The organism is Azonexus sp. IMCC34842, assembly GCF_050368855.1.
Taxonomy (GTDB): domain Bacteria; phylum Pseudomonadota; class Gammaproteobacteria; order Burkholderiales; family Rhodocyclaceae; genus Azonexus; species Azonexus denitrificans_A.
In genome coordinates this window covers 702,170-726,465 of the sequence record NZ_CP178449.1, presented here as the reverse complement: position 1 = coordinate 726,465, position 24,296 = coordinate 702,170, and the positions used below count along the sequence as shown (strand labels likewise).

At 61.8% G+C, this 24,296-nt stretch carries 26 protein-coding genes; 13 read left to right on the top strand and 13 right to left on the bottom strand.

The annotated features are described in order from the left end of the window. The first annotated feature begins 19 nt into the window (after nt 1-19). From ACLIKD_RS03375 to ACLIKD_RS03365, 3 genes are all read left to right on the top strand, one after another. The gene (locus tag ACLIKD_RS03375) at nt 20-421 is read left to right on the top strand and encodes a Crp/Fnr family transcriptional regulator (protein ID WP_428827170.1); all 402 of its coding nucleotides are present in this window, start codon (nt 20-22) and stop codon (nt 419-421) included. Between the two features lie 170 nt (nt 422-591). Beyond that, nucleotides 592-900, top strand: a complete 309-nt coding sequence (locus ACLIKD_RS03370) for a c-type cytochrome (protein WP_153151391.1) — start codon at nt 592-594, stop codon at nt 898-900. Nucleotides 901-1,199: 299 nt separating this feature from the next. Beyond that, nucleotides 1,200-1,412 carry a helix-turn-helix domain-containing protein gene (locus tag ACLIKD_RS03365; RefSeq protein WP_228117272.1) on the top strand — a complete coding sequence of 71 codons (213 nt, stop codon included), beginning with the start codon at nt 1,200-1,202 and terminating at the stop codon, nt 1,410-1,412. Nucleotides 1,413-1,423: 11 nt separating this feature from the next. Here the strand turns inward: ACLIKD_RS03365 and ACLIKD_RS03360 are convergent, their stop codons facing one another. The 3 genes from ACLIKD_RS03360 to ACLIKD_RS03350 form a co-directional block, all read right to left on the bottom strand. Further along, the gene (locus tag ACLIKD_RS03360; RefSeq protein ID WP_153151392.1) at nt 1,424-1,849 is read right to left on the bottom strand and encodes a PAS domain-containing protein; all 426 of its coding nucleotides are present in this window, start codon (nt 1,847-1,849) and stop codon (nt 1,424-1,426) included. 90 nt (nt 1,850-1,939) lie between these two features. Further along, nucleotides 1,940-2,260, bottom strand: a complete 321-nt coding sequence (locus ACLIKD_RS03355; protein WP_203468299.1) for a hypothetical protein — start codon at nt 2,258-2,260, stop codon at nt 1,940-1,942. Nucleotides 2,261-2,461: 201 nt separating this feature from the next. Beyond that, a complete protein-coding gene (locus ACLIKD_RS03350) occupies nt 2,462-2,662 on the bottom strand; it encodes a DUF3079 domain-containing protein (RefSeq protein WP_153151425.1) in 201 nt (66 codons plus the stop codon). A 945-nt stretch (nt 2,663-3,607) separates the two neighbouring features. On the opposite strand from ACLIKD_RS03350, the gene ACLIKD_RS03345 reads away from it, so the two are divergent. Next, the gene (locus tag ACLIKD_RS03345) at nt 3,608-3,835 is read left to right on the top strand and encodes a hypothetical protein (protein ID WP_428827169.1); all 228 of its coding nucleotides are present in this window, start codon (nt 3,608-3,610) and stop codon (nt 3,833-3,835) included. Nucleotides 3,836-4,646: 811 nt separating this feature from the next. Here ACLIKD_RS03345 and ACLIKD_RS03340 read toward each other — a convergent pair. The 5 genes from ACLIKD_RS03340 to ACLIKD_RS03320 all read right to left on the bottom strand — a co-directional run bounded on the left by ACLIKD_RS03340 (nt 4,647) and on the right by ACLIKD_RS03320 (nt 9,149). Next, the gene (locus tag ACLIKD_RS03340) at nt 4,647-5,909 is read right to left on the bottom strand and encodes an OmpP1/FadL family transporter (RefSeq protein WP_428827168.1); all 1,263 of its coding nucleotides are present in this window, start codon (nt 5,907-5,909) and stop codon (nt 4,647-4,649) included. 140 nt (nt 5,910-6,049) lie between these two features. Beyond that, a complete protein-coding gene (locus tag ACLIKD_RS03335) occupies nt 6,050-6,493 on the bottom strand; it encodes a DUF6691 family protein (RefSeq protein WP_428827167.1) in 444 nt (147 codons plus the stop codon). A gap of 1 nt (nt 6,494) precedes the next feature. Then, the gene (locus ACLIKD_RS03330) at nt 6,495-6,947 is read right to left on the bottom strand and encodes a YeeE/YedE family protein (protein WP_428827166.1); all 453 of its coding nucleotides are present in this window, start codon (nt 6,945-6,947) and stop codon (nt 6,495-6,497) included. A gap of 131 nt (nt 6,948-7,078) precedes the next feature. Then, nucleotides 7,079-8,473: a sensor histidine kinase gene (locus tag ACLIKD_RS03325; RefSeq protein WP_428827165.1), complete on the bottom strand. Its 1,395-nt coding sequence runs from the start codon at nt 8,471-8,473 to the stop codon at nt 7,079-7,081. Continuing rightward, complete coding sequence (locus ACLIKD_RS03320) at nt 8,460-9,149, bottom strand: response regulator (RefSeq protein WP_428827164.1); 690 nt, start codon at nt 9,147-9,149, stop codon at nt 8,460-8,462. Before ACLIKD_RS03320 ends, ACLIKD_RS03325 begins: the two co-directional genes overlap by 14 nt. A gap of 62 nt (nt 9,150-9,211) precedes the next feature. Here ACLIKD_RS03320 and ACLIKD_RS03315 point away from each other — a divergent pair, with 62 nt between their 5' ends. The 9 genes from ACLIKD_RS03315 to secF all read left to right on the top strand — a co-directional run bounded on the left by ACLIKD_RS03315 (nt 9,212) and on the right by secF (nt 20,882). After that, the gene (locus ACLIKD_RS03315) at nt 9,212-10,453 is read left to right on the top strand and encodes a TolC family protein (protein ID WP_428827163.1); all 1,242 of its coding nucleotides are present in this window, start codon (nt 9,212-9,214) and stop codon (nt 10,451-10,453) included. After that, a complete protein-coding gene (locus ACLIKD_RS03310) occupies nt 10,450-11,574 on the top strand; it encodes an efflux RND transporter periplasmic adaptor subunit (RefSeq protein WP_428827162.1) in 1,125 nt (374 codons plus the stop codon). The genes ACLIKD_RS03315 and ACLIKD_RS03310 overlap by 4 nt, the downstream gene beginning before the upstream one ends. Next, nucleotides 11,571-14,660, top strand: coding sequence for an efflux RND transporter permease subunit (locus ACLIKD_RS03305; RefSeq protein ID WP_226472631.1), 3,090 nt, complete (start codon nt 11,571-11,573; stop codon nt 14,658-14,660). Before ACLIKD_RS03310 ends, ACLIKD_RS03305 begins: the two co-directional genes overlap by 4 nt. Next, nucleotides 14,657-15,229: an SRPBCC family protein gene (locus ACLIKD_RS03300; RefSeq protein WP_428827161.1), complete on the top strand. Its 573-nt coding sequence runs from the start codon at nt 14,657-14,659 to the stop codon at nt 15,227-15,229. The genes ACLIKD_RS03305 and ACLIKD_RS03300 overlap by 4 nt, the downstream gene beginning before the upstream one ends. A gap of 243 nt (nt 15,230-15,472) precedes the next feature. Continuing rightward, the gene (gene queA / locus ACLIKD_RS03295; protein WP_428827160.1) at nt 15,473-16,531 is read left to right on the top strand and encodes a tRNA preQ1(34) S-adenosylmethionine ribosyltransferase-isomerase QueA; all 1,059 of its coding nucleotides are present in this window, start codon (nt 15,473-15,475) and stop codon (nt 16,529-16,531) included. After that, nucleotides 16,521-17,630 carry a tRNA guanosine(34) transglycosylase Tgt gene (gene tgt / locus ACLIKD_RS03290; RefSeq protein ID WP_428827159.1) on the top strand — a complete coding sequence of 370 codons (1,110 nt, stop codon included), beginning with the start codon at nt 16,521-16,523 and terminating at the stop codon, nt 17,628-17,630. Before queA ends, tgt begins: the two co-directional genes overlap by 11 nt. A 46-nt stretch (nt 17,631-17,676) precedes the next feature. After that, complete coding sequence (yajC, locus tag ACLIKD_RS03285; protein ID WP_226418869.1) at nt 17,677-18,000, top strand: preprotein translocase subunit YajC; 324 nt, start codon at nt 17,677-17,679, stop codon at nt 17,998-18,000. A gap of 48 nt (nt 18,001-18,048) precedes the next feature. Then, entirely contained in the window at nt 18,049-19,926 is a 1,878-nt protein-coding gene (secD, locus tag ACLIKD_RS03280; RefSeq protein ID WP_428827158.1) for a protein translocase subunit SecD, read from the top strand. A gap of 11 nt (nt 19,927-19,937) precedes the next feature. After that, nucleotides 19,938-20,882, top strand: coding sequence for a protein translocase subunit SecF (secF, locus tag ACLIKD_RS03275; RefSeq protein ID WP_226418867.1), 945 nt, complete (start codon nt 19,938-19,940; stop codon nt 20,880-20,882). Between the two features lie 65 nt (nt 20,883-20,947). Here secF and ACLIKD_RS03270 read toward each other — a convergent pair whose 3' ends face one another. The 5 genes from ACLIKD_RS03270 to purB all read right to left on the bottom strand — a co-directional run bounded on the left by ACLIKD_RS03270 (nt 20,948) and on the right by purB (nt 24,274). Next, the gene (locus tag ACLIKD_RS03270) at nt 20,948-21,637 is read right to left on the bottom strand and encodes a cytochrome b/b6 domain-containing protein (RefSeq protein ID WP_226472627.1); all 690 of its coding nucleotides are present in this window, start codon (nt 21,635-21,637) and stop codon (nt 20,948-20,950) included. 72 nt (nt 21,638-21,709) lie between these two features. Then, on the bottom strand, nt 21,710-22,165 hold the full coding sequence (locus ACLIKD_RS03265) for a c-type cytochrome (RefSeq protein WP_226418865.1): 456 nt from the start codon (nt 22,163-22,165) through the stop codon (nt 21,710-21,712). Between the two features lie 133 nt (nt 22,166-22,298). Beyond that, nucleotides 22,299-22,616 (bottom strand): DUF2322 family protein, encoded by a 318-nt coding sequence (locus ACLIKD_RS03260; protein WP_226418864.1) that lies wholly within the window; start codon nt 22,614-22,616, stop codon nt 22,299-22,301. Beyond that, a complete protein-coding gene (locus ACLIKD_RS03255) occupies nt 22,616-22,891 on the bottom strand; it encodes a hypothetical protein (RefSeq protein WP_428827157.1) in 276 nt (91 codons plus the stop codon). Before ACLIKD_RS03255 ends, ACLIKD_RS03260 begins: the two co-directional genes overlap by 1 nt. After that, nucleotides 22,892-24,274 (bottom strand): adenylosuccinate lyase, encoded by a 1,383-nt coding sequence (gene purB, locus ACLIKD_RS03250; RefSeq protein ID WP_428827156.1) that lies wholly within the window; start codon nt 24,272-24,274, stop codon nt 22,892-22,894. Nucleotides 24,275-24,296: the final 22 nt, after the last annotated feature.

Here is a 24,296-nt window from a genome sequence, read left to right as displayed (position 1 = left end):
TTCAGGAAATATTCTCCAATTGAACGCCCGCTTTAACGATCCGTATCGTGCCCAGCGCGAACTGCTCTCCGGCAGCAAGTTCTTTGCCGCGTTACCGCCTGCCTTGCTCAACGAGCTGGCCGAGGCGAGCCGCCTGCTCGAACTTCCGGCCAACCAGACGCTATACGAAGCCGGCGATCAGATCCGTGAAGCGCACCTGCTGTTCAACGGCAGCGTCAAGCGCAGCACGACCATCCCCGGCGGCGCCACCAAGGTCATCGAACTGGTGCAGAGCGAGCAACTACTGAGCCTGGGCGAACTATTCGGCGCCACGCACTACGCCTCGACTTGTTGCTGCATCACGCAGACCCTGCTGGTGGCGATCGATATTCGCAAACTGCGCGAGACCACCGTCAAGTTGTTCGAACGGCTGACCAAGTAGCGGAGTCGCCAACGACTCGAAGATACGAAGTCTTGATGTTCATCAATTCGACGCATTGAGCAACGTCAGATTCGGACGGGCTTCGGCAGGCTTTTGATTCCCATCAAAGCGCCAATTTTTCCAACCGCGACATTACGCTCCCGCATTATTTCAACGAAGGGTTCATCCAAATGAAAGCTGTCCATATCGCAATGATGTTTGCCGCTGGTCTCGGTATCTCCGGCCAGGTACTGGCCGACGAGGCACTGGCCAAGGCCAAGAACTGCATGTCCTGCCATGCCATCGACAAGAAACTTGTCGGCCCGGCCTACAAGGACGTCGCCGCCAAGTACAAGGGCGATGCCGGCGCGGTCGACAAACTAGCCGCCAAGGTCAAGGCCGGTGGCAAGGGCGTCTGGGGTCAAATCCCGATGCCGCCGAACAACGTTACCCCTGACGAAGCGAAGAAGCTCGTTACCTGGATTCTCTCCCAGAAGTAACAAACGCCAGTCTTCAACGAGCAAGCAGCTTCTCGTATTGTTGGACTAAAACAAGCCGAGAGCCAATAAACGGAACTCTTCGTAGTTCCGTTTTTTATAGCAGTGATGTCTCTGCACAAGCGCTGCGCAGTTGCCTGTTGCTTCACGTCTCCAAGTCTGTGATCTTCGACGAACTGGATCGTGATCGCGACTATGTATGAAAAGTGCAGGCCGGGATGGCCATGCGCATGCATCAACTCATGCTCAATGTTGAAGCTTATTCCTTGTATTCAGGGAAGCAGCGCATCATTGGATAGTTGATGCATGAATTGCCGGAAAGCCGGCTCGATGACGAAAATACCGTTCTCGAACTTCACGTAAATAAAGGGCTAATTGCCTCCCGCCTCAACCAGACGCAAGAATACTTTTCTCGCATCCTTCGCGAATTGAGTGAGCTTGGTCTGATCAAGGTTGAAGGAAGGCGGATACTGATCCCAAGCGTTGACCGCTTGCACAAGTATCAGACGGCGTAGCACCACCCTACCTACTTATTCATGCTAATGGCGGCATCTTTTTCCCGAAGAACACGTTCTGTCACGTCTCGTGCCATGGCAACCGAACCAATGACCTTTTCGGATTCGTCGGTTACCAGAGCAAAGCTCATTTCGACAAAGATTCTCTCTCCCGATCTACGTTCTGCTCGTGTCAATGTGGGGCGGCCATGTAGGCGTGTAGAACCATTAACCATCGCAGCCTCAAAACCTCGCCAGTGCGCTGGACGAAGGTGTTCAGGAATTATCAGATCCAAGCTTTGGCTGTAAGCCTCGGCAAAGGTATATCCGAACATTGATTCTGCAGCTTGGTTCCAGCGTTCAATCACACCCTCTCGATTGGCGTAGATGAGCGCATCAGAGGTCTGCTCAAGGATTAAATCACTGAGTGAAGAAATTGCTCGCGAATACCCGTCCATAGCGGTCTACCTCAACAATTTACTTCCAACTTAGAAATTTGAACTCTGTAATCGTTCCACCAAGCCTTCTGTGAAACCATCTGGCAATTTCTACTCTTTGTTACTGCTCCCATTGCCGTGAGCTAAGCCAGATGAATTTTCGAGATCAGTCTGAAATTTTTCGCTCCCAACGCCAACGATTCGCCATGCATACATCACGCTGGTTTCACTGAATTCCAGGCCGGATTCCATATCGAGCCACCACGCGTTGGACTGCGCCCCTGGACCGAGATAGCGCCAGTGGCGCAATTCTCCGCTGCACAATTCGATCACATAAATTCCGTCGTTTTTTGGCTCAAGCATCGAGGAGCGAGAACATCCAACGAGCGTTTTCGCGCCAATATCTACCGGATTGTCATTCTTTGCTGTCATTGCTGGTTTTTGAGCCCGGCGCTACGGCGACTTCATCTCTTCGGCCCTGCTTCTGCACAATGCGTGCATTTTTCGCTGGGTTTGCGAACACGTAGCGACCATAAAGCACACAACCTTTCATTCCAGGGTCACAAGTCTGACCACCAACCTTGTGACACAAGCCATTAATTTCGTGTGGGCAACCCCATGAGCCGGCCATATTCAAGAACTCATCACTGGCGTTTCCGCCGAGTCGATGCCCCAATCGCCCCACTTGTACCAATCGTCTCCGAGCATTTCCGCCGGATGCTGGGTACGACCAGAACCATTGCCGCACTGCAACGAATTCACTGAACAATATTTATCGCAGCCCCAACAAGTCCGTTCAGGATGTTTAGGATGCAACGGAAATTTTTTTGCCATCTCGGGAGATTTGAAAAACACAGGGTCTTTACTCATAACCTCGGCCTTAATATCTGCTCAGTACTTATTATTGACCTGAATATACCTGACAAGATTACTCGGTTATGGGCGCAATCATTTGATTTCACTTAAACAATCCGCGATGTGGCGTTTGCCACACATGGCGAGTTGCAAATTTGTTGCATGCGCGGGATTTTCGGCGGATCTCGTGTCAAGCAGTCGTATGTTTGCTCACCGAATACCGGTCGTACAAGCAGCTCTGAGAAAGCTGCAACTATTGAAATTGGATAGCCACTTGGACCGTCCGCAGATGGCCGGTTGGGCGTGGTCGCGACCGGCCGCTTTGTAGATGTCTAGTCCGTAAAACCAGGGTTTGCCTGACCGTCGGGTCTGGAGAAGGCTGGATGTCCGCAATGGGCGCGGAGTACGCATTCGCCAGAAATGGAAGCTGCCGTTCGCGACCACTCAAGGTGGAACGGCAGGTAAGCGGCGGATTGCTGCCCGATTGAGCGCCTCAGGCCAATGGCCGTTATGGCCGACAACCAGACGGCCGCGCTAACCCAGCCTGTAGCCAACCTTGGTATCAGTAACGACCACCTTCCCTCGCTTTTGCAGTCATGCAATCAGGTTTCCGACTTCAACGTCAGAATTGGGTTTCTGCTGCTGTTTCAGCAGCGCCTTGATGGTGCTCGTAAGCGTCGACACTTTGCGAGGCCGCGAAGCCCCCCGCTTCTTCAGATCAGCAAGTACGAGATCAAGAGACGACGCACTACCACTGCCCGCCGCAGGTATGGCCTTGGCTGCCACTGAAGTTGCGACAGGGGACGAACTGGGTGGTACGGCTGGTTCAATGCCACCACTACCTGGACACTGAAAGTTACCCCGCTGATTGAGGACAATCTGCATCTTCTCCTTGATCGACTTCGAACCCAACAGGTGGTTTATGTGAATGGCGTCCTGAAAGGCAAGCTGCTGGAAAACGACACTCTGGTGCAGCAGGCCGCAAACAACACCAAGGAACAATTCGCCAACTCGCCGGACCTGTCCCTGGCCATCGTCTTCGCCATAATGGATGCCCTAGACGCACACGGCCATGAGCAGCCAGGCGCTGAACTCGCAGAAGATCCAGGAGGAGCTGAAGGACACCCTGTTGGGGCCGGCGCAGTTATATGAAACGTTGCGGGCGAGGTCTGAGACACATCGACCAAACCTATGAAAAAAATGACGATGAAGGTGGCGTAAGCCACCTCCATCGTTTCCTTCGTCGATCACATTTCTGTTGCACAAGCCTCTGCTATAGTTCTACTGGACTTTATCCAAAACACCTGTAGCAGCCCCTTGGGGGTATAAATGGGGGTACAAGACTTTTTCGCACTCACAAGAACACCGGAACACAACAATCTTGACGATTTGTTCGATGCCGGCTCGGGCACCAGTAATAAAGTGCTTAGCCCAGTTCACAAGACTGGGCTTTTTGCTTTCTTGTTTTCAGCTTTTTCTCGGTAGCCGGTCCGACCTGACACCGAGATGAAGCGCATCCGGGAATACCCAGCCCTTGCGTGAATTGTTCCTTGAAATAGCCGGCGCCATCTGGCTCAGAGCAAACCTCTTGGCTGGCCATGCTCTGTTGAATCTGCTGGACGACCCGGCCATCCTGGCGATCGGCTTCTGCTGATCGAATTGCGCCTGGTATCTTCAGGAATGCGACCTATACTGAAAGTGCCTACCTGATAACGGTTGCTGCCCGCGATGGCTGCAATTGGCACCATCTGGCGCGGGACGTTGGTCTCCAACCGCCGTAGGATAGGCTAGCCGGCGAGACCGGTGGCGCGGTTTGATTCTCAGATTGCTGAGCGCCTTGAAAAATCAGCTAAAGCGACAGGAAACCCGTTCGAATGTAAAGATTCGAGCGGGTTTCTCATATCCGGCAGGCTCATTGGCAAGCGCGCTGCCGTCACTTCGACCTTCGTCAGAGGACTGGCATTCAGAACTTCCAGCCGTAGGCGATCCCAAGAATGTCTTCAGACAGGTGGATATCTGCCTCGCCACCGCCGTAAGCGGCCGGGATCGAGCCGGATCCCTTGACGGTTTTCTTGAAGCCATGCGTGTAGGCCAAGCTCAGTTCACCGTCCTTGCCCAGATTCCAGGTCGCCCCCAGGCTCAGGTGATCCTGGATCGCGCCCGGCGCCAGAATGTTGAGGAAAGTCTGATCCGCCAGGATCGGCTGGCTGGCATGGCTGTAGCCGGCCCGCCAGGTCCAGTCGCGCCATTCGTAGCTGACACCGAGTTTGGCCACCGTAACGTCCTTCCAGCCGAAACCCGGGCCATTCGAGGAGCCGAAGAGATTGCCCGAAAACAGGGTAGAAATCGGGGTGCCAACCGACTTGATGTCGCTATATTCGATCCGTTGCGCATCTACCGCCAGCGTCAGAGCGGAATTTGCCTGCCACGCCACGCCGATACCGTAATTGGCAGGAATGTCGAAGCCGCCGTCTTCGGCAAACAGGCCCTTGTACTTGTCGAAATTACCCATCCGGGTCTTCGAGGCCCAGGTTGCTCCGATGCTCAGTTCGGGAGTCAGTTTGCCGGTATAGCCGAGACGAAAACCCCAGCCGCTCGATGAGTCGACGCCGCGATTGGTCAGACTGTCCGGTGCCGCCGACGAGCCGGCAAACGGCCCGATGCCTTCGGCCTTGAAGCGTTGATAGGCGAAATTGACGGCCAGGCCGAGCGCATGATTTTCGTTCAGCTTGTAGGCGAGCGACGGCGAGATGAACAACTGCTCAAGGTTTATGCCGGCCGAACCACTGGCACCGAAGGCACGAAAGGGATTGCTGCCGTAGTCGGTATTCATCCCGCCGTTGCCATAAACGGCAACCCCGGCCGCGAGCTGCGGCGACAACCGGCGGACGTAGCCGATTTCGGGAATCAGGAAATTCCGGGTGTCGTTGGCATCGTAACTGCCATTTGCCGTCGCGCCACCGGGCAGATTGTTGCCGGATATTTCCGCGCCACGGCTCGGCCGAAACAAGGTGGCGCCGATGTCGAGCCGATTGCCGACGAAGGCGGTGCCGGCCGGGTTGGTCGCAGCGGCCAGCGCATCCTGCGGCAAGGCAATGCCGACACCGGCTATGCCCTGCGACTTCACACCAAAACCGTGTGAAAAATAACCGTTGGTGGCAAGCGCCAGGCCGGGGACTAAAACGACCGGCAGGATGGCGGCCTGAACAATTTGGCGGATTCTCATTGTGGGGGACCTCTGAATCATCGTTGTGGGTTAAGCGAAGACGCCACCCTAAGCACCCCCGCCACGCAACCAAACGAATCACTTCTGCAATGCTTATCGGCGGCAGCCGTTATATTGAAATAACCGGAAACAGGCCTTCTTCAGTTGCCAGCCGACGCCTTCAGCCGGCGTTTTTGTGCGCCACGCATCCATTCGTAAGCCTCCATGCCAAATATCATGGCGATGACGAATACGGCGGCCGGCAGATAGCCCGCCCCCAGGCCAACCAGGGCCGGCCCCGGACAAAGGCCGGACAAGCCCCAGCCGATGCCGAACAACACGCTGCCAACGATCAGCGGCCGATCCACTGCGCCGGCCTCGGCCGGTGGATAGACACCGCCCAGCCAGCTCTTGGCGCGCCGCCCTGCCCTCCGGAAAGGCCAGACGGCAACCCCGATGGCACCAGCCATCACCAGCCCCAACGACGGATCCCAAAGACCCGCGAAGTCGAGGAAGGCCAACACCTTGGCCGGATCGGTCATACCGGAAATGATCAAGCCGAGACCGAAAAGCAGGCCAAGCGACAGGGCAATCAAGACATGCATATCAGCCCCCAATCAGGTGACGGGTAACGAACACGGTGACCGCCCCGCTCGCCATAAAACTCAGCACGGCCGCCCCGGAACGCTTCGAGAAGCGCGCCAGGCCGCAAACGCCGTGACCGCTGGTGCAGCCATTGGCCAGACGGGTGCCGAATCCGACCAGCAGGCCAGCGACGCCGACGATGGCCCAGTCTCCGGGACCGGACTGCACCGGACCGACCGGCGCCAGCCCCTGCTGCGTACCCAGCAACCAGAGCCCCGGCGAGACGATCAGCCCGAGCAGGAACATGGCCCGCCACCCCACCCTGTCGCGCTCTCCGGCGATCAAGTTGCCGAGCAGACCGCTAATCCCGGCGATCATTCCGTAGGAACGGAAGAGCAGTGCGGCACTGAGACCGATCAGGCTACCGCCGGCCAATGCGCTCCAAGGAGTGAAGTTTCCCCAATCGATGATCATCGAACCCATCCTGTTGCAAAGGCGCGAAATTAGAGATTTCGCACATTCCAGAAAAGGATCAAATTTTCATATCAATATACCGGCCATTGGCTAAAGCCCGGGAACCCGGCCCGTCAATGCGCCCGGCTTGTCTACAGGGCGTTGGCCGGCTTGAGCGGCAGACTGACTTCAGGCCGGAACACCACTTTCAGCAGTGCGCCCCCCAGCGCGACGGATTGCATGGCCAGCACGCTGCCGCCATGTTGCCGGGCGATTTCCCGGACGATGGCGAGGCCGAGTCCATTGCCGTCGCTGACGCTGCCCGGCGGCCGGTGAAAGCGCTCGAAGACTCTCTCCCGCTCGTCCTCGGCGATGCCCTGGCCGCTGTCTTCGACGGTCAGCCAGGCCCCGCTCGCGCTCTGGCCGCAACTGACCGTCACCGTGCCGCCTTCCGGCGTATAGCGCAGCGCATTGTCGAGCAGGTTGCCGAGCAGCTCCTGGAGTAGCAGGCTATTACCCCGCACGAACGCCGGCCGCAGTTCGAAGCCAAGATCGATGTGCTTGGCGATGGCCGCCGGCAGCCAGGTTTCGGCCGCCTGGCAGGCGATCTCTTCGAGCGACACCTCGGGTTGCGTCTGGGCCAGCGTCGGTTCTGCCCGGGCCAGGGAGAGCATCTGGTCGACCAGGTGGGAGAGGCGCTGGGCGGCTGCCCGAATGCCTTCCAGCTTGGCCGGGGCGTCGGGCGAAGATTCGCTGATGCTGGCTTCGACCTGGGCCTGCAGCGCGGCGATCGGCGTGCGCAGCTGGTGGGCGGCATCCGAGATGAAATTGCGCTGGCTGGACAGCGAGCGATCGAGGCGTTGCAGCAGCTCATTGATCTCGGTCACCACCGGCTGCATTTCCTCCGGGACATCGACCCGGACCGACCGCAGGTCGGCCTGCGAGCGACCTGCCAGCTCCTGGCGCAACGCGGCCAGCGGCCGCAGGCCGGAGCGCACGCCGAACCAGACGACGCTGATGCTGACCAGGGCGAGCAGCAGTTCGGGCAGCAGCATGCCGAGCAGGATTTCGCGGACCAGGGCGTTCCGCTTGATCAGCGTTTCGCCGGCCAGCACCGTCAGATCATGGCCGGACAGCTGCTTCTGCAGCGCGGCGACGCGGATCGGCTCACCATCGAGCTGGGCATTGAAATAGGACCGCCCCTCGCTGCCCGCCGTCCGGAAGTTTTGCGGCGCCGGCATCGGCAGGCCGGCATTGCCGTCGAGCAATTCGCCCCGGGGGCCGCGCACCGAGTAGAACACGCGGTCGAACTTGTCGGTCAGCAGGACGGCGCGCGCCTGTTGGGTGAGCGGCAGTTGCGCCTTGCCATCGACCATGCGTAACTGGTCGGCGATGGCCAGCGTGGTGTCGAACAACGCCCGATCGTAGGCCTTGGTGGCGCTCCGCCAGGCCACCCAGTAGGCGGTCCCGGCGCCGGCCAAGAGCAGCGCCAGCATGGCCGGCAGCAGCCGGCGCAACAGCTGGACGCGCAGGCTAGTCGAGGTCATCGCACGTCTCGGACGGCTTTTCCAGGAAGTAGCCAAGACCGCGGACGGTCCGGATGGTGATGCCGCCCGGTTCGAGTTTGCTGCGCAGGCGCGAAATGAACTTCTCGACCGCATTGGGCGAGATGTCGTCGTCCCAGCGATAGAGCGCCTGCATGATCTGTTCCTTGCTGATGATGCGATTGACCCGGCCGGCCAGGAATTCGAGTGCCGTCCATTCGCGGGCGGTCAGTTCGAGCGCCTTGCCATCGAGCCAGGCCCGCTTGCCGACGGTGTCGAGCTGCAGGCGGCCGAGCTGCAGCGTCGTCTCCGGCGCCCCCTGACCGCGCCGGATCAGGGCCCGCACCCGGGCCTCAAGTTCAGCCAGGGCCACCGGCTTGACCACGTAGTCGTCGGCCCCCAGGTCGAGCAGGCGGACGCGCTCCTCGAGCGCCATGCGGGCCGACAGGATCAGCACCGGCGTGCGCTGCTGGCGCTGGCGCAGGCGTTGCAGCACGTCGCTGCCATCCAGCCCGGGCAGGCCGAGGTCGAGCACCGTCAGATCGAAGGACTCGGTCTTCAGCCAGTTGTCGGCCGTCTGACCATCGCCGGTCACCTCGACCAGGTAGCCGGACTTCCGCAAGGTGCGGGCCAGGCCATCGGCCAGCAACGGGTCGTCTTCGACAAGCAGGATGCGCATCAGGGTCAGATAACGGTCAGGAAGGTCTAATACGATACCACTCCCCCATACGCGGTATATCGATGCGACGCTTACTTTTCACGCTATTGCTGCTGCCCGTTGCCGGCCTTGCCCAGCCCCCCGCCCCGCTGTCGCTGCCCGAGGCAGAAGCACTGTGGCGCGAACACAGCCGGGAACTCCGGCTGGCCGGCGCGGCGGTCAGCGGGGCTGCCGCCGACGTCAAGACGGCCGGTCAGATTCCCAACCCGGATGTCTCGCTCAATGCGCTGTCGATCAGCCCGTGGTCCGGCTACGGTGCCGGCGGCTGGAAAGACAAGAAGATGGACACCCAGCTGCGCCTCGACCAACTGGTCGAACGCGGCGGCAAGCGCGATTTGCGCGTCAAGGGGGCGGCAGCCCGGCTCGACGCGGCGCGTTTCGATCTCGACGACGCCGCCCGCCAGCAACTGGGAACCCTGCGTTACGCCTATTACAACCTGCGGCTGGCCCAGGAAAAGCTGACGCTGGCCGGCGAAACCGCCGGGCTGTACGGCAAGGCCGCCGAGGCCGGCAAGCTGCGCCAGAAAGCCGGCGACATTGCGCCGGTTGACCTCTCCCGGCTGCAGATCGACCAGGCGCGGGCGGCCGGCGATGCCCGCCAAGCGCAGACCGAACTGGAGCAGGCGCAGGTGGCGCTGGCCTACCTGATCGGCCGTGAAGCCGATGCCCGCCAGTTACAGGCCGGCGACAACTGGCCGGCGCTCGAAGAGCAGGCCTTGAATCAGGCACCGCTCGATCAGCGCCCCGACCTGGCTGCCGCCCAGCGCCGCCTGGCCGCCGCCGAGGCCGAGCGCGACCTGGCCAAGGCCAAGAAGAGCCGCGACGTGACGATCGGCGTCCAGTACGAACACAACCTGCAAAATGCGCCGACCAACAGCTACGGCTTCGGGGTCAGTGTGCCGCTCTTCATCTGGCACGAATACGAAGGTGACATCGCCCGGGCCGAGGCCGATCTCGATATTGCCCGGCTGCAATACGAACAGCAGCAGGCGCAGGCACAAGGCCAGGTGGCGCAGGCGAAGAACGCCCTGCTCTCGGCGCGCGACCGTTACCAGCGGCTGGAAGGCGGCCTGCTGGCCGATGCCGAACGGGTCGCCAAGGCTGCCGAATTTGCATACAACAAGGGCGCCATGGGCCTGATGGACCTGCTCGACGCCCGGCGCACCTTGCGCCAGATCCAGATTGAGGCCGCCAGTGCGCGCGCCGATTACGCCAAAGCATTGTCGGACTGGCAGATCCAGGCCGAATTCAGGAAACTCAAATGAAGCAGAATCTGATTCTCATCGCCTTGATGCTCGCGCTGGCCGGCTGCTCCGGCGAACCGGAAGCCGTCAAGGAAGCCACGATCAAGGTCGACGGCGAACACGTCATCCTCAGCGAGCCGGACAAGGCGACCTTCCTCAAGGTGGCGACCGTCGACCAGGACAAGGGCGGCATGCTGCGCCTGCCCGGCCGGCTGGTCTGGAACGAGGAAAAAACCGTCCGCGTCTTCCCGCAACTGGCTGGCCGGGTGCTGAGCATTGCGGTCGATGTCGGGGCGACGGTAAAGGCCGGCCAGCCGCTGGCCGTGCTCAGTTCCCCCGATTACGGCCAGGCGCTGGCCGACGCCCGCAAGGCCAAGGCCGATGCCCAAGTGGCGACGCAGGCGCTGGAGCGCAATCGCCAGTTGCGCGAAGCCGGCGTCATTGCCGAGAAGGACTGGCAGCAAGCCGAAGCCAGCGCGGTAGCGGCACGTGCCGAAGCCGAACGGGCCGGCCGCCGGCTGGCTGGTCTGGGCGGCGACGGTGACGGCTCCTACGTGCTGCGCAGCCCGCTGGCCGGGGTGGTCGTCGAACGCAATCTCAATCCCGGCATGGAATTCCGCCCGGAACAAGCCGCCGCCGCGCTGTTCGTGATCACCGATCCGGCCAGTTTGTGGGTCCAGGTCGATGCCGGCGAAGCCGATCTGGCCAACCTGAAAAAAGGCGAGAGGCTGCTGATCGAGTCGAAGCAGTACCCGGGCGAGCGCTTCACGGGCACCATTCGCCATGTCGCCGATTTCGTCGATCCGGCAAGCCGGACGATCAAGGTGCGGGGTGAGTTGCCGAATGCCGACCGCCGCTTGAAGGGCGAGATGTTCGTCAATGCCCTGGTCGAATTGCCGCTCAGCTCGGCGCTGCGCGCCCCGGCCGCGGCGGTTTTCCTGTTCAGCGACCAGCGCTATGTCTTTGTCGAAGAGGCGCCGGGCCACTATCGACGCCAGCCGGTCGAGGCCGGCGCCGAGCGCGACGGCTGGATCGACATCCATAGCGGCGTGAACGAAGGCGACAAGGTGGTTACTGAAGGCAACCTGCATCTGCTCAAGTTCTTCAAGCCGCAGGTTGCCGAGAAACAGGCTGCCAAATGATCAAGCGCATTGTCCATTTCGCGCTCAATCAGCCGCTCTTCATCATTCTCGGGCTGGTGCTGTTCATCGGCATCGGCACCGTCGCCTTCAAGAACCTGCCGATCGAAGCATTTCCCGATGTGACCGACACCCAGGTCACGGTCATCTCGCTCTATCCCGGACGGGCGCCGGAAGAGGTCGAGAAGCAAGTCACCATTCCGCTCGAAATCGCCCTCTCCGGCGTGCCGAATTCGATCCGCATGTTCTCGCACACGCAGTTCGGCCTTTCCTTCATCGTCGTCACCTTCGACGAAAAACCCAGCCTGTTCATGGCCCGCCAACTGGTCGAGGAGCGCCTGCGCGGCCTTGACCTGCCACCCGGCGTCGAGCCGGAACTGGCGCCGCCGGCGACGGCGACCGGCGAAATTTTCCGTTATCGCCTCGACGCTCCCGGCCTGAAGCCCAGCGAAGTACGCGCCATTCAGGACTGGACCGTCGCCCGCCAGATCAAGCAGGTATCGGGCATTGCCGACGTGGTGTCGCTCGGCGGGCCGATCCGCCAGTACGAGGTGCAACCGAATCTGGCCAAGCTGCGCGATTACAAGATCACCATCGGCCAGTTGTTCACCGCCTTGCAGCGGGCCAACGCCAACGCCGGCGGCGGTTCGGTGGCGCAAGGGCGGCAGCAGTTCCTGATCCGTTCGCTTGGCCTGTTGCGCTCCTCGGCCGATATCGGCCAGGTCGTCGTCGCCGAAAACAGCGGCACACCGGTGCTGGTTCGCGACATCGCCAATGTGGTTGAATCGCGGGTCCCGGAACAGGGTATCGTCGGCATCAGCGACGCCAACGGCGACCAGGACGACGTGGTATCCGGCATCGTGCTGCTGCGCAAGGACGAGAACCCCTCGCTGGTGCTCGATGCGCTGAAGGCCCGGGTCGATACGCTGAACGCCGGCGGCCTGCCGCCGGGCGTCAAGATCGTGCCGTTCTACGACCGCTCGTGGCTGATCAGCAAGACGCTGAAAACCGTCTTCATGAACCTGCTCGAAGGCGCGCTGCTGGTCACGCTGGTGCTTTACCTCTTCCTCGCCGATTTGCGGGCGGCGGCCATTGTCGCCTCGATCATTCCGCTGGCCCTGCTCGGCACCTTCATCGGCCTCTCGGCGGTCGGCATTCCGGCCAACCTGCTGTCCCTGGGGGCGATGGACTTCGGGATCATCGTCGACGGTGCGGTGATCGTCATCGAGAACATTTTCCGCCGGCTCGGCGAAGCCAAGCAGAACCAGGATCACCGACCGCATACCCGGACCATTCAGGAAGCGGTGGTCGAAATCGGCCGGCCGACGGTGTTCTCGATGGTCATCATCATGGTTGCCCACCTGCCGATCTTCACGATGCAGCGCCATGAAGGCAAGATTTTTGCGCCGATGGCCTATTCGGTCGTCGCCGCGCTGATCACCTCGCTGGTCCTGTCGCTGACCCTGGTTCCCTTCCTGAGCAAGATCGCCTTCAAGAACAACGTGCCGCACGAAGAAACCAAGCTGATGCACTGGTTCATGCAGAAGTACGAACCGGCGCTGAAGTGGGTCCTGGCCAATACCAAGCGCGTGCTGCTGATCGCCCTTGGCGCGCTCGCCATTACCGCGGCGATGGTGCCGCAGCTCGGCACGGAATTCCTGCCCGAACTGAATGAAGGTTCGATCTGGATCAACATCACGCTGCCGACGTCGGTTTCGGTCACTGAAGCAAAAGCCGAACTGCGCCAGCTGCGCCGGATCATTGCCGACTTCCCCGAGGTCAACGCGGTGATTTCCAAGGGCGGCCGGCCGGAAGACGGGACCGACCCGAAGAACATCAACATGACCGAAATGCTCGTCGACCTGAAACCCGACTCGGCCTGGCGCAAGGGCATGACCAAGGAACAACTGGTGCGCGAGATGGAGGACAAGCTGAACGACGTGCCGGGTATCGAGCCGACCTTCAGCCAGCCGGTGCGCGACCAGATTCTCGAATCGATCTCGCAGATCGACGGGCAAATCGTCGTCAAGCTGTTCGGCGACGACACCGCCACGCTGAAACTGCACGCCAACCAGCTGCTCGACAAGATCGGCAAGGTGCCGGGCGTCGTCCGCGCCTTCATCGACCGTGACGGCGATCTGCCGCAATACCGGCTGGAAATCGATCGGGCCGCCGCCGCCCGCTACGGCCTGAACGTCATGGACGTCCAGGACGTGGTCGAAACGGCGCTGGCCGGCAAGGCCGCCACCGAGTTGTGGGAAGGCGACCGGCATTTCAGCGTCGTCCTTCGTCTCGACGAACCGTCCCGCCAGCTCGACAAGCTGAAGGACGTGCTGGTGCCGACGCCGTCCGGGGCGCAGGTGCCGTTGTCGGCGCTGGTCGATTTCAAGATGGGCAGCGGCGCCATGAACATCGCCCGGGAATCCGGCCAGCGTGTCGTCGCCATCGGCGTCTTCATCCGCGATCGTGATATGGGCAGCGTCGTCGCCGACATGCAGGTGCAGGCTCAGGACATCAAGTTGCCGCAGGGTTACTCGATCACCTGGTCCGGCGAGTTCGAGAACCAGGAGCGGGCGATGAAGCGCTTGATGCTGGTGGTGCCGCTCTCCATCCTGTTCATTTTCGTGCTGCTGTTCGATGCCTTCGAGTCCTTCCGCGACGCGCTGATCATCATCTGCAACATTCCCTTCGCGCTGATCGGCGGCATTTTCGCGCTGCTCATCTCGGGCATCCCGCTCTCGGTATCGGCGGCGATCGGCTTCATCGCGCTGTTCGGGCAGGCGGTGCTGAACGGCGTGGTGATGGTCAGCTACATCAACCAGTTGAAGCAGCAGAAGCTCGACAGCTACCAGGCGGTCTTCCAGGGCGCCCTGTCCCGCCTGCGCACGGTGCTGATGACCGCGATGCTGGCCATGCTCGGCCTGTTGCCGATGGCGCTGTCGCACGGCATCGGCTCGGAAACCCAGCGGCCGCTGGCGCTGGTCGTCATCGGCGGGCTGATCTCGGCGACCCTGCTTACGCTGTTCGTGCTGCCGGCGCTCTATTACTACGTGGCGACCCACCCACGGCTGGCCAAGGCCCTGCATTGAACCTCGGCAAGCTCGGCCTGGTGGCGCTGGTCCTGCAGGCGGTCAGCCTCGGCCCGGCGCTCGCCGCCGCGGCCGTCGACTACGACGACGTGGTGGTCGAGCAGCGGGAGGGGGTCTATCACGGCAACTTCAGCCTGCAGATTGCCGTGCCGCCGGCCGTCGCGCTTGAGGTGCTGACCGATTTCGAGCACATGGCCGAATTCGTGCCCAACCTGAGCGCCAGCCATATCATTTCGCGCGTCGGCAACGTCTATCGGATCGCCCAGCAGGGCAAGGCGCGTTTCGGCCCGCTCGGCTTTGCCTTTGAATCGGAGCGCCAGATCGAGGTCTTGCCGGACGGCCGCATCCTCTCGAAGGCGCTGTCGGGCTCGACCAAGTACATGCGCAGCGAAATGCGGCTGCAGGCCAGCGGCGGCGGCACCCGGCTGGATTACCGGATCGAGATGATTCCCGACCGCTGGGCGCCGGCGCTGCTCGGCGTCGGCTTCCTGCGCCACGAACTGGCTGAACAATTTTCCGCGCTGGTCAACGAGATGCAGCGCCGCCAGGCCAACCGGCCGATCCGTTAGGCAAGCCGGCGCAACGTGGCGCCGGACAACGAACCCGATTTTTCACCCTGATATAATTCGCCGCCTTCAACCCTGCCAAAAGCCAAGCACGCTGGCCTTGGTCGGGACAATTCCAAAATTTCAAAAAGCCAAACACCTGTCCTGCCATGGAAAGCGATGCTTGTCCGGTGCCCTCCCGGCCGGGTACGCCAGCAGCGCTCCTGTCCGGAAAGCCGTTTCGCTTGTAACTCCGGACCTTAGCCCATGTCGTTCTCCGTCGACGACTTCGACTTTCCCCTGCCGCCCGAACTGATCGCCCAGCACCCGGCGCCCGAACGCGCCGGCAGCCGGCTGCTCCACGTCTGCGGCGAACAGCTCGTCGACCGCCGCTTCGCCGCCTTGCCGGAACTGCTGCGGGCCGGCGACCTGCTGGTTTTCAACGACACCCGGGTGATCAAGGCCCGGTTTTTCGGACAGAAGGACACGGGCGGGCAGATCGAGGTTCTGCTCGAGCGGATCGTCGATGCGACGCACGCCATCGCCCAGGTGCGGGCCAGCAAGTCGCCCAAGCCGGGCACCCGGTTGACGCTGGCCGACGCGTTTACCGTCGTCGTCACCGGCCGGGCCGGGGCCAGCGGCGAATTCTTCGCGCTCGAACTGGCGCCGCCGGCGATCGGCGGCAGCGACCTGTGGGAACTGGCCGAGCGCCATGGCAAGCTGCCGCTGCCGCCCTATATCGAACACCCGGCCGAAGGCACCGACGAGACGCGCTACCAGACCGTCTATGCCCGCGAACCGGGGGCCGTGGCGGCACCGACCGCCGGCCTGCATTTCGACGAAGCGATGCTCGAAACGCTGCGCGCCGGCGGGGTGCACACCGCCTTCCTGACCCTCCACGTCGGCGCCGGCACCTACCAGCCGGTGCGCGTCGACAAGATCGCCGAGCACCGGATGCACAGCGAGCGTTTCGACATCCCCGCCGCCACGGCGGAAGCCATCGCCGCCACCCGCGCTGCCGGCGGCCGCATCATCGCCGTCGGCACGACCAGCCTGCGCGCCCTCGAATCGGCCGGCAATGCCGATGGCACGGTCAACGCCGGCCCGGCCGAAACGGCGATTTTCATCACGCCCGGTTACCGCTTCAAAGTCGTCGACCGGCTGATCACCAATTTTCATCTGCCGAAATCGACCCTGCTCATGCTCGTCTCGGCCTTTGCCGGCTACGACCACATCCGCGCCGCCTATGCCCACGCCGTAGCCGAGCGCTACCGCTTCTTCAGCTATGGCGATGCCATGCTCCTGGAAAAATCCGATGCAATTTGAACTCCTGAAAACCGATGGCGCCGCCCGCCGCGGCACCCTGACGCTGGCCCATGGCCAGGTCCAGACCCCCGTCTTCATGCCGGTCGGCACCTACGGCACGGTCAAGGCAATGACGCCGCAAGGCCTGCACGACATCGGCGCGCAGATCTGCCTGGGCAACACCTTTCACCTGTGGCTACGCCCGGGCCTCGAGGTGGTCGCCGCCCACCACGGGCTGCACGACTTCATGAACTGGCAGAAGCCGATCCTCACCGATTCCGGCGGCTTCCAGGTCTTTTCGCTGGGCGCCATGCGCAAGATCACCGAGGAAGGCGTCAAGTTCAGCTCGCCGCACGACGGCGCCAAGCTCTTCCTGACCCCGGAAATCTCGATGCAGATTCAGAAGGTCCTGAATTCCGACATCGTGATGATCTTCGACGAATGCACCCCCTACCCGGCCAGCCACGACGAAGCCGCCAAGTCGATGCGCCTGTCGATGCGCTGGGCACAGCGTTCGCGCGACGAACACAACAAGCTGGAAAACCCCAACGCGCTGTTCGGCATCGTCCAGGGCGGCATGCACGAAGACCTGCGCGACGAATCGCTGGCCGGGCTGGACAACATCGGTTTCGACGGCATGGCGATCGGCGGCCTCTCGGTCGGCGAACCGAAGGAGGACATGGTGCGCATCCTCGCCCATACCGCGCCGAAGATGCCGACCGACAAGCCGCGCTACCTGATGGGCGTCGGCACGCCGGAAGACCTGGTGCATTCGGTACAAGCCGGCATCGACATGTTCGACTGCGTGATGCCGACCCGCAACGCCCGCAACGGCCACCTGTTCACCCGCTTCGGCGACGTCAAGATCAAGAATGCCCGACACAAGACCGACACCGGGCCGCTCGACCCGTCCTGCTCCTGCTACGCCTGCAGCCAGTTCAGCCGCGCTTACCTGCACCACCTGTTCCGCACCGGCGAGATCCTCGGCAGCATGCTCAACACCATCCACAACCTGCAGTTCTATCAGACGATCATGGCCGAAATGCGCGCCGCCATCGAGGCCGGCACGCTGCGCGAATGGGCGTCGAGCTTTGCCCGCGACCGTTCCTCGGGCGGGTGATAGAATCTTGCGTTCTGATTTTCTTTAGCTTCCCCGGAGTAATTCAATGATTAGTCTTGCCCACGCTCAAACCGCCGGCGCCGCCGACCCGACCAGTGGTCTCATGCAAATCCTGCCGATGATCCTGATGTTCGTCGTGCTGTGGTTCCTGATGATTCGCCCGCAGATGAAGAAGGCCAAGGAACACAAGGCGCTGATCGCTGCCATTGCCAAGGGCGACGAAGTCGTCACCGGCGGCGGGTTGGTCGGCAAGGTTGTCAAGGTCGGCGACAGCTACGTCACGCTGGAAATTGCCGAAGGCACGGAAGTCGTCGTGCAGAAGCCGGCCATTGGTCTGGTACTGCCGAAGGGCACGCTGAAGTCGCTGTAATCACCCCAGAAGGCGGCCGCTGGCCGCCTTTTTAGCTTTAAAGCCACTATGAATCGCTACCCACTCTGGAAGTACATCATCGTCGCCGTGGCGCTGGTGCTGGGCTTCATCTACACCCTGCCCAATTTCTTCGGCGAATCGCCGGCCGTCCAGGTTTCCAGCGCCAAGGCCACCATCAAGGTCGATGACAAGGCGAAAAACCGCGTCGAGGAAGCCCTGAAGGTTGCCGGGATCGCCCACGACGGCATCCAGCTCGACAACGTCGGCGTCAAGGCCCGTTTCAAGAATACCGACACCCAGCTGAAGGCCAAGGATGTCCTGGAAAAGACCTTCAACCCGGATGCCGCCGAACCGCAATACGTCATTGCGCTGAACCTGCTGGCCGCCTCGCCGAGCTGGCTGACCGCCCTGCATGCGCTGCCGATGTACCTCGGCCTCGACCTGCGCGGCGGCGTGCACTTCCTGCTCCAGGTGGACATGAAGGGCGCGCTGACCAAGCGCCTCGACTCGACCTCCGGCGACCTGCGCACCGTGCTGCGCGACAAGAACCTGCGCCATGCCGGCATCAGCCGCGAAGGCGACCGCCTGGTCGTCCGCTTCCGCGAGGCCGACGTCCGCAGCAAGGCGAAAAGCGCCATCGGCGACAGCCAGCCCGACCTGCTGATCACCGAGCAGGACGACGGCACCGACCTCAAGCTGGTCGCCATGCTGAAGCCGGAAGCGCAGAAGAAGATCGGCGAATTCGCGCTCAAGCAGAACATCACCACGCTGCACAACCGGATCAACGAACTCGGCGTCGCCGAGCCGGTGATCCAGCAGCAGGGCGCCGACCGCATCGTCGTCCAGTTGCCCGGCGTGCAGGATACGGCCAAGGCCAAGGACATCCTCGGCCGCACCGCGACCCTGGAAATCCGCATGGTCGACGATTCCCCCGGCGCGCTCGAAGCCGCGCTGGCGGGCAATCCGCCGTTCGGCACCGAGGTGTACAACGAACGCGGCGGCCAGCCGCTGCTCGTCAAGAAGCAGGTCGTCCTGACCGGCGACCGCCTGACCGACGCCCAGCCCGGCTTCGATCACCAGACCAACGAAGCCGCCGTGCACCTGACGCTCGACTCGGCCGGCGCCCGCATTTTCAAGGACGTCACCCGCGAGAACATCAACAAGCGGATGGCCATCCTGCTCATCGAAAAGGGCAAGGGCGAAGTCGTGACCGCACCGGTCATCCGCAGCGAAATCGGCGGCGGCCGCGTGCAGATCTCCGGCCGCATGACGACCAGCGAAGCCAACGACACCGCGCTGCTGCTGCGCGCCGGTTCGCTGGCCGCGCCGATGGACATCATCGAGGAACGGACCATCGGCCCCAGCCTCGGCGCCGACAACATCCAGAAGGGCTTCCATTCGACGCTCTGGGGTTTTGCCGCAATTGCCGTTTTCATGATCATCTATTACCAGGTCTTCGGCGTCGTTTCGGTACTCGCCCTGGCCGCCAACCTGCTCTTCCTGATCGCCCTGCTGTCGCTGCTGCAAGCCACGCTGACCCTGCCCGGCATCGCCGCCATCGCGCTGGCGCTCGGTATGGCGATCGACTCCAACGTGCTGATCAACGAACGCATCCGCGAAGAGTTACGTGCCGGCATGCCGGCCCAGGGGGCCATTTTTGAAGGCTACGAGCGCGCCTTCGGGACCATTCTCGACTCCAACGTCACCACGCTGATCGTCGGCCTGATGCTGCTCATCTTCGGTTCCGGCCCGATCCGCGGCTTTGCCGTGGTGCACTGCCTCGGCATCCTGACCTCGATCTTCTCCTCGGTTGTCGTCTCCCGCGCCCTGGTCAACCTGATCTACGGCCACCAGAAGAAGCTGGGCAAAGTCGCCATCGGCCAGATCTGGAAGCCCGGCATCGCAGCGACCAACGGTCAGAAATAAGGAACACGACCATGGAATTTTTCCGCATCCACAAAGACATTCCGTTCATGCGCCATGCGCTGACGTTCAATGTCATCTCGTTGATCACCTTTGTCCTCGCCGTGGTCTTCCTGTTCAGCAAGGGCCTGCACCTGTCGGTCGAATTCACCGGCGGCACGCTGATCGAAGTCGCCTACCAGCAGACCGCCGACCTTGAAAAAGTGCGCGGCTCGCTCGGCAAGGCCGGCTTTACCGACTACGCGGTGCAGAACTTCGGCTCCTCGCAGGACGTGATGATCCGCCTGCCGCTGAAAGGCGACCAGAACACCGCCCAACTCGGCGAAGCGGTGATGAAATCGCTGGAAGCCGACGCGCCGGGCGCCAGCCTGCGCCGCGTCGAGTTCGTCGGCCCGCAGGTCGGCAAGGAACTGGCCGAAAACGGCGCACTGGCCCTGCTGCTGGTCGTCATCGGCATCGTCATCTACCTGGCGTTCCGCTTCGAATGGCGCTTCTCGGTCTCGGCGATCATCGCCAACCTACACGACGTGGTGATCATCCTCGGCTTCTTTGCCTTCTTCCAGTGGGAGTTCTCGCTGTCGGTACTGGCGGCGGTGCTGGCGGTGCTCGGCTACTCGGTGAACGAATCGGTCGTCGTCTTCGACCGGGTCCGCGAAACCTTCAAGCGGGTACGCGGCATGACCACGCCACAGGTGCTCGACCACGCCATCACCAGCACCATTTCGCGGACGATCATCACCCACGGCTGCACCCAGATGATGGTGCTATCGATGCTGGTCTTCGGCGGCGAAACCCTGCACTACTTCGCCATGGCGCTGACCATCGGCATCCTCTTCGGCATCTACTCCTCGGTGCTGGTCGCCAGCCCGCTGGTCATGTGGCTGGGCGTCTCGCGCGAGCAATTCGCCATCCAGAAGAAGGTTATCGAAGGCGCCAACGAGGACGGCGCAGTCGTTTAAGCGAGGTCTTTGGCCGACGCAAAAAAGCCGCCAGTCTGGCGGCTTTTTCTTTGCTCACGCGCTTTCTACCAGCTCGGCGTTTCGGCGGCAGGCGGCGGAGGCGGCGGTTCCGGCAACCAGGCACCGCTGGCGCCATAGACGCCAGCGCCGGCAAGCACCAGCGCGACGATCAAGGCAAGCCAGCCACCACCGCTGGCCGACTCGCCCTCGCCTTCTTTCCAGCCGGTGATCATCGGCTTGACCAGCGATTGCTTCTTGACCCGCGCATAGAAGGCGATGGCGGCGACGTGCAGCACGACCAGCGCAATCAGCAGATTGGAAAGCAGATGATGGATGCCGGTCAGGCGATTGCTCAGATTCTTGCTGACCAGATCGAACAACGGCCCGACAAAAGCAATGTCGTCATTGCTGAACAGCCCACTCAAGACCTGCGCGATGAGCAGGCCCAACAGGCCAAAAACAGCCAGTGCGCCGAGCGGGTTATGACCTTCGCCCTGCCACTCGCCGCGCAGATAAGCCTTGATCCTGGCCGGTGTCGGAACGAATTGCCGGAACCGCGCATAGGTCGACCCGACGATGCCCCAGACCAGCCGAAAAACCAGCAAGCCGACGATCAGCAGGCCGATCCGGCCATGCCAGTCGATCAGGTTGCCGCCGAGCTGCCCGCTGACCACGGCGGCCAGCACACAGAGCACCAGCAGCCAGTGAAAGAGCCGGGTTGGCAGATCCCACAAACGAATTTTTTTGCTGTTCATATCCAGACCTTTTCTTATGGGTAAAAAAACAGGCACCCGCAGGTGCCTGTCGATGACTACGCCAAGCCCTGCTTACTTCTTGGCCTTGAAATCGTCGTGGCAGCCCTTGCAGGTGCCCCCCAGCTTGCCCAACTGGGCACCAACGGCGGCAGCGTCGCCGCTGGCGGCAACCTTGGCCATTTCGTTGGCTTCCTTGTTGAAGGCCATGGCGACCTTGGTGACGCCGTCCTTGTTGGTGAAGAATTCCGGCTTGACGCGGGTCGCTTCCCAGCCCGTTCCCTTGTCGGAACCCTGCGGATAGAGGGCGCCCATGCCGGAGTTGGCAATCGCCTGAATGGCGTTGGCCGCCTTGATGACCTCATCCTTGTTGTACTGACCTTCGACGTTGGCCTTGATGCGGCCCATGTTCCAGGCCATGAAGCCGTAACCGGACTGGCGGAACTTGATGGCGTCGTCGGTCTTGACCTGGGCAGCGGCCGTACCGGCCAGGGTGACGGTCAGCAGGGCGAGCAAGAGCTTGGATTTCATTCTGTATTCTCCGTTGTTGTTGAGAGGAAGGACATTGCAACGTGGCTAACGACAAGCGTGTCGAATTTATTCCGCCAAAATTATAACCGGCGGATATGACATTCAATCGATCGGGGGCGCCCCCGGGCTGCCCTCAAACGGCAAAAACGTGCTTGACGCGCAGCGCCGGCTGGCCGCCTTCGACCGCCAGCAAACGATCGATATTCGGGTGCTTGCCGGCATGCAGGCGGGCATCTTCGGTATGCTCGGCGAAGATTTCCAGGCCTTTTTTCGCCGCCTCGGCATTGATCGAGCCGTAGGTCTGGGCGAGATGGTTGTACACGGCCAGCGAACCCTGGCTGCCCGGCTTGTTTTCGATGGCGGCGATCAGCTTGCCTTCGGCATCGAGCAGGTTGATGGCGGCCAGATGGGAGATACCCGGCAGTTTTTTCAGATTTTCAGCAAAAGACATTATTTCCAGTCCCGTTTGGCTTTGACCAGCCCAATGATCAGTCCGGTCGTGAAAGTGGCCACCGGCACGGCAAAGACGATCGCCTTGATACCGCGCTCGGGGCCATAGATGTAAAGAAGCACCAGCATCGGCAGCACGCCGATCAACAGGCCGAGCAAACCGCCCTTGATCCCGCCGCGGATGATTTCGCCATCCGTGGTCTGGCGCTCGCCGGTGCAGTGCGGGCAATAGATGGCGTCAGCCGGCACATCCTGCCCGCATTTGCTGCATTTCATCTAGATGCGCTTCGCCAGCTCGGCCGCCTTGCCGGTGTAATCCCACGGCGTCAGCTTGAGCAGTTCGGCCTTGGCGGCTTCCGGAATTTCCAGCGTGGATACGAAAGCCTGCATGCCGTCGCGCGACACGCGGGTACCGCGGGTCAGTTCCTTGAGCTTTTCGTAGGCGTTCGGCACGGCGTAGCGGCGCATCACCGTCTGGATCGGCTCGGCGAGCAGTTCCCAGTTGGCATCAAGATCGGCACGCATCAGGTCGGCATTGACTTCCAGTTTGGACAGGCCCTTCAACAACGAGTCATAGCCGAGCAGCGCGTAGCCGAGACCGACGCCCATGTTGCGGAGCACCGTGGAGTCGGTCAGGTCGCGCTGCCAGCGCGAGATCGGCAGCTTCTCGGCGAGGTGCTTGAGCAGCGCGTTGGCCAGGCCGAGGTTGCCTTCGGAGTTCTCGAAGTCGATCGGATTGACCTTGTGCGGCATGGTCGACGAGCCGATTTCCCCGGCCTTGACCCGCTGCTTGAAGAAACCGAGGGAGATGTAGCCCCATATATCGCGATCGAGGTCGATCAGGATGCTGTTGGCCCGCGCGAAGGCATCGAACAGCTCGGCCAGCCCGTCGTGCGGTTCGATCTGGATGGTGTACGGATTGAAGGTCAGGCCGAGCGACTCGACGAAGCACTTGGCGAAGCCTTCCCAGTCGAACCCGGGGTAGGCCGTCAGGTGGGCGTTGTAGTTGCCGACTGCGCCGTTGATCTTGCCGAGCAGTTCGACGGCGACGATGCGGGCACGGGCGCGCTGCAGGCGGTAGGCGACGTTGGCCATTTCCTTGCCGAGCGTCGTCGGGGTGGCCGGCTGGCCGTGCGTGCGGCTCATCATCGGCACTTCGGCATTGATGTGGGCCAGTTCGCGCAGGCGCTCGATCAGTTTGTCGAGCATCGGCAGCATGCCCTGCTCGCGGGCACCCTTGCACATCAGCGCGTGCGACAAGTTGTTGATGTCTTCGGACGTGCAGGCGAAATGGATGAACTCGCCGACCTTGGTGACTTCGGCGTTGGCCTTGGTCTTGTCCTTGATCCAGTATTCCAGCGCCTTGACGTCGTGATTGGTGGTGGCTTCGATGGCTTTCACCTCGGCCGCCTGCTCGGGCCCGAAATTGCTCACCAGCGCGTCGAGTTCAGCGATGGTGGCCGGCGAAAAGGCCGGAATTTCGGCGAAATGCGGCTCGGCGGCGAGCGCCTTCAGCCATTCGATCTCGACCTGCAGGCGGCGACGGATCAGGCCGTATTCGGAAAAATGTTCGCGCAGGGCATCGACCTTGCCGGCGTAACGGCCGTCAAGCGGGGAGAGCGCAGTCAGAAGATTGGCGGTCACGGGATTGAAAGTCATAAACACATCCTTTTCGGTAAGC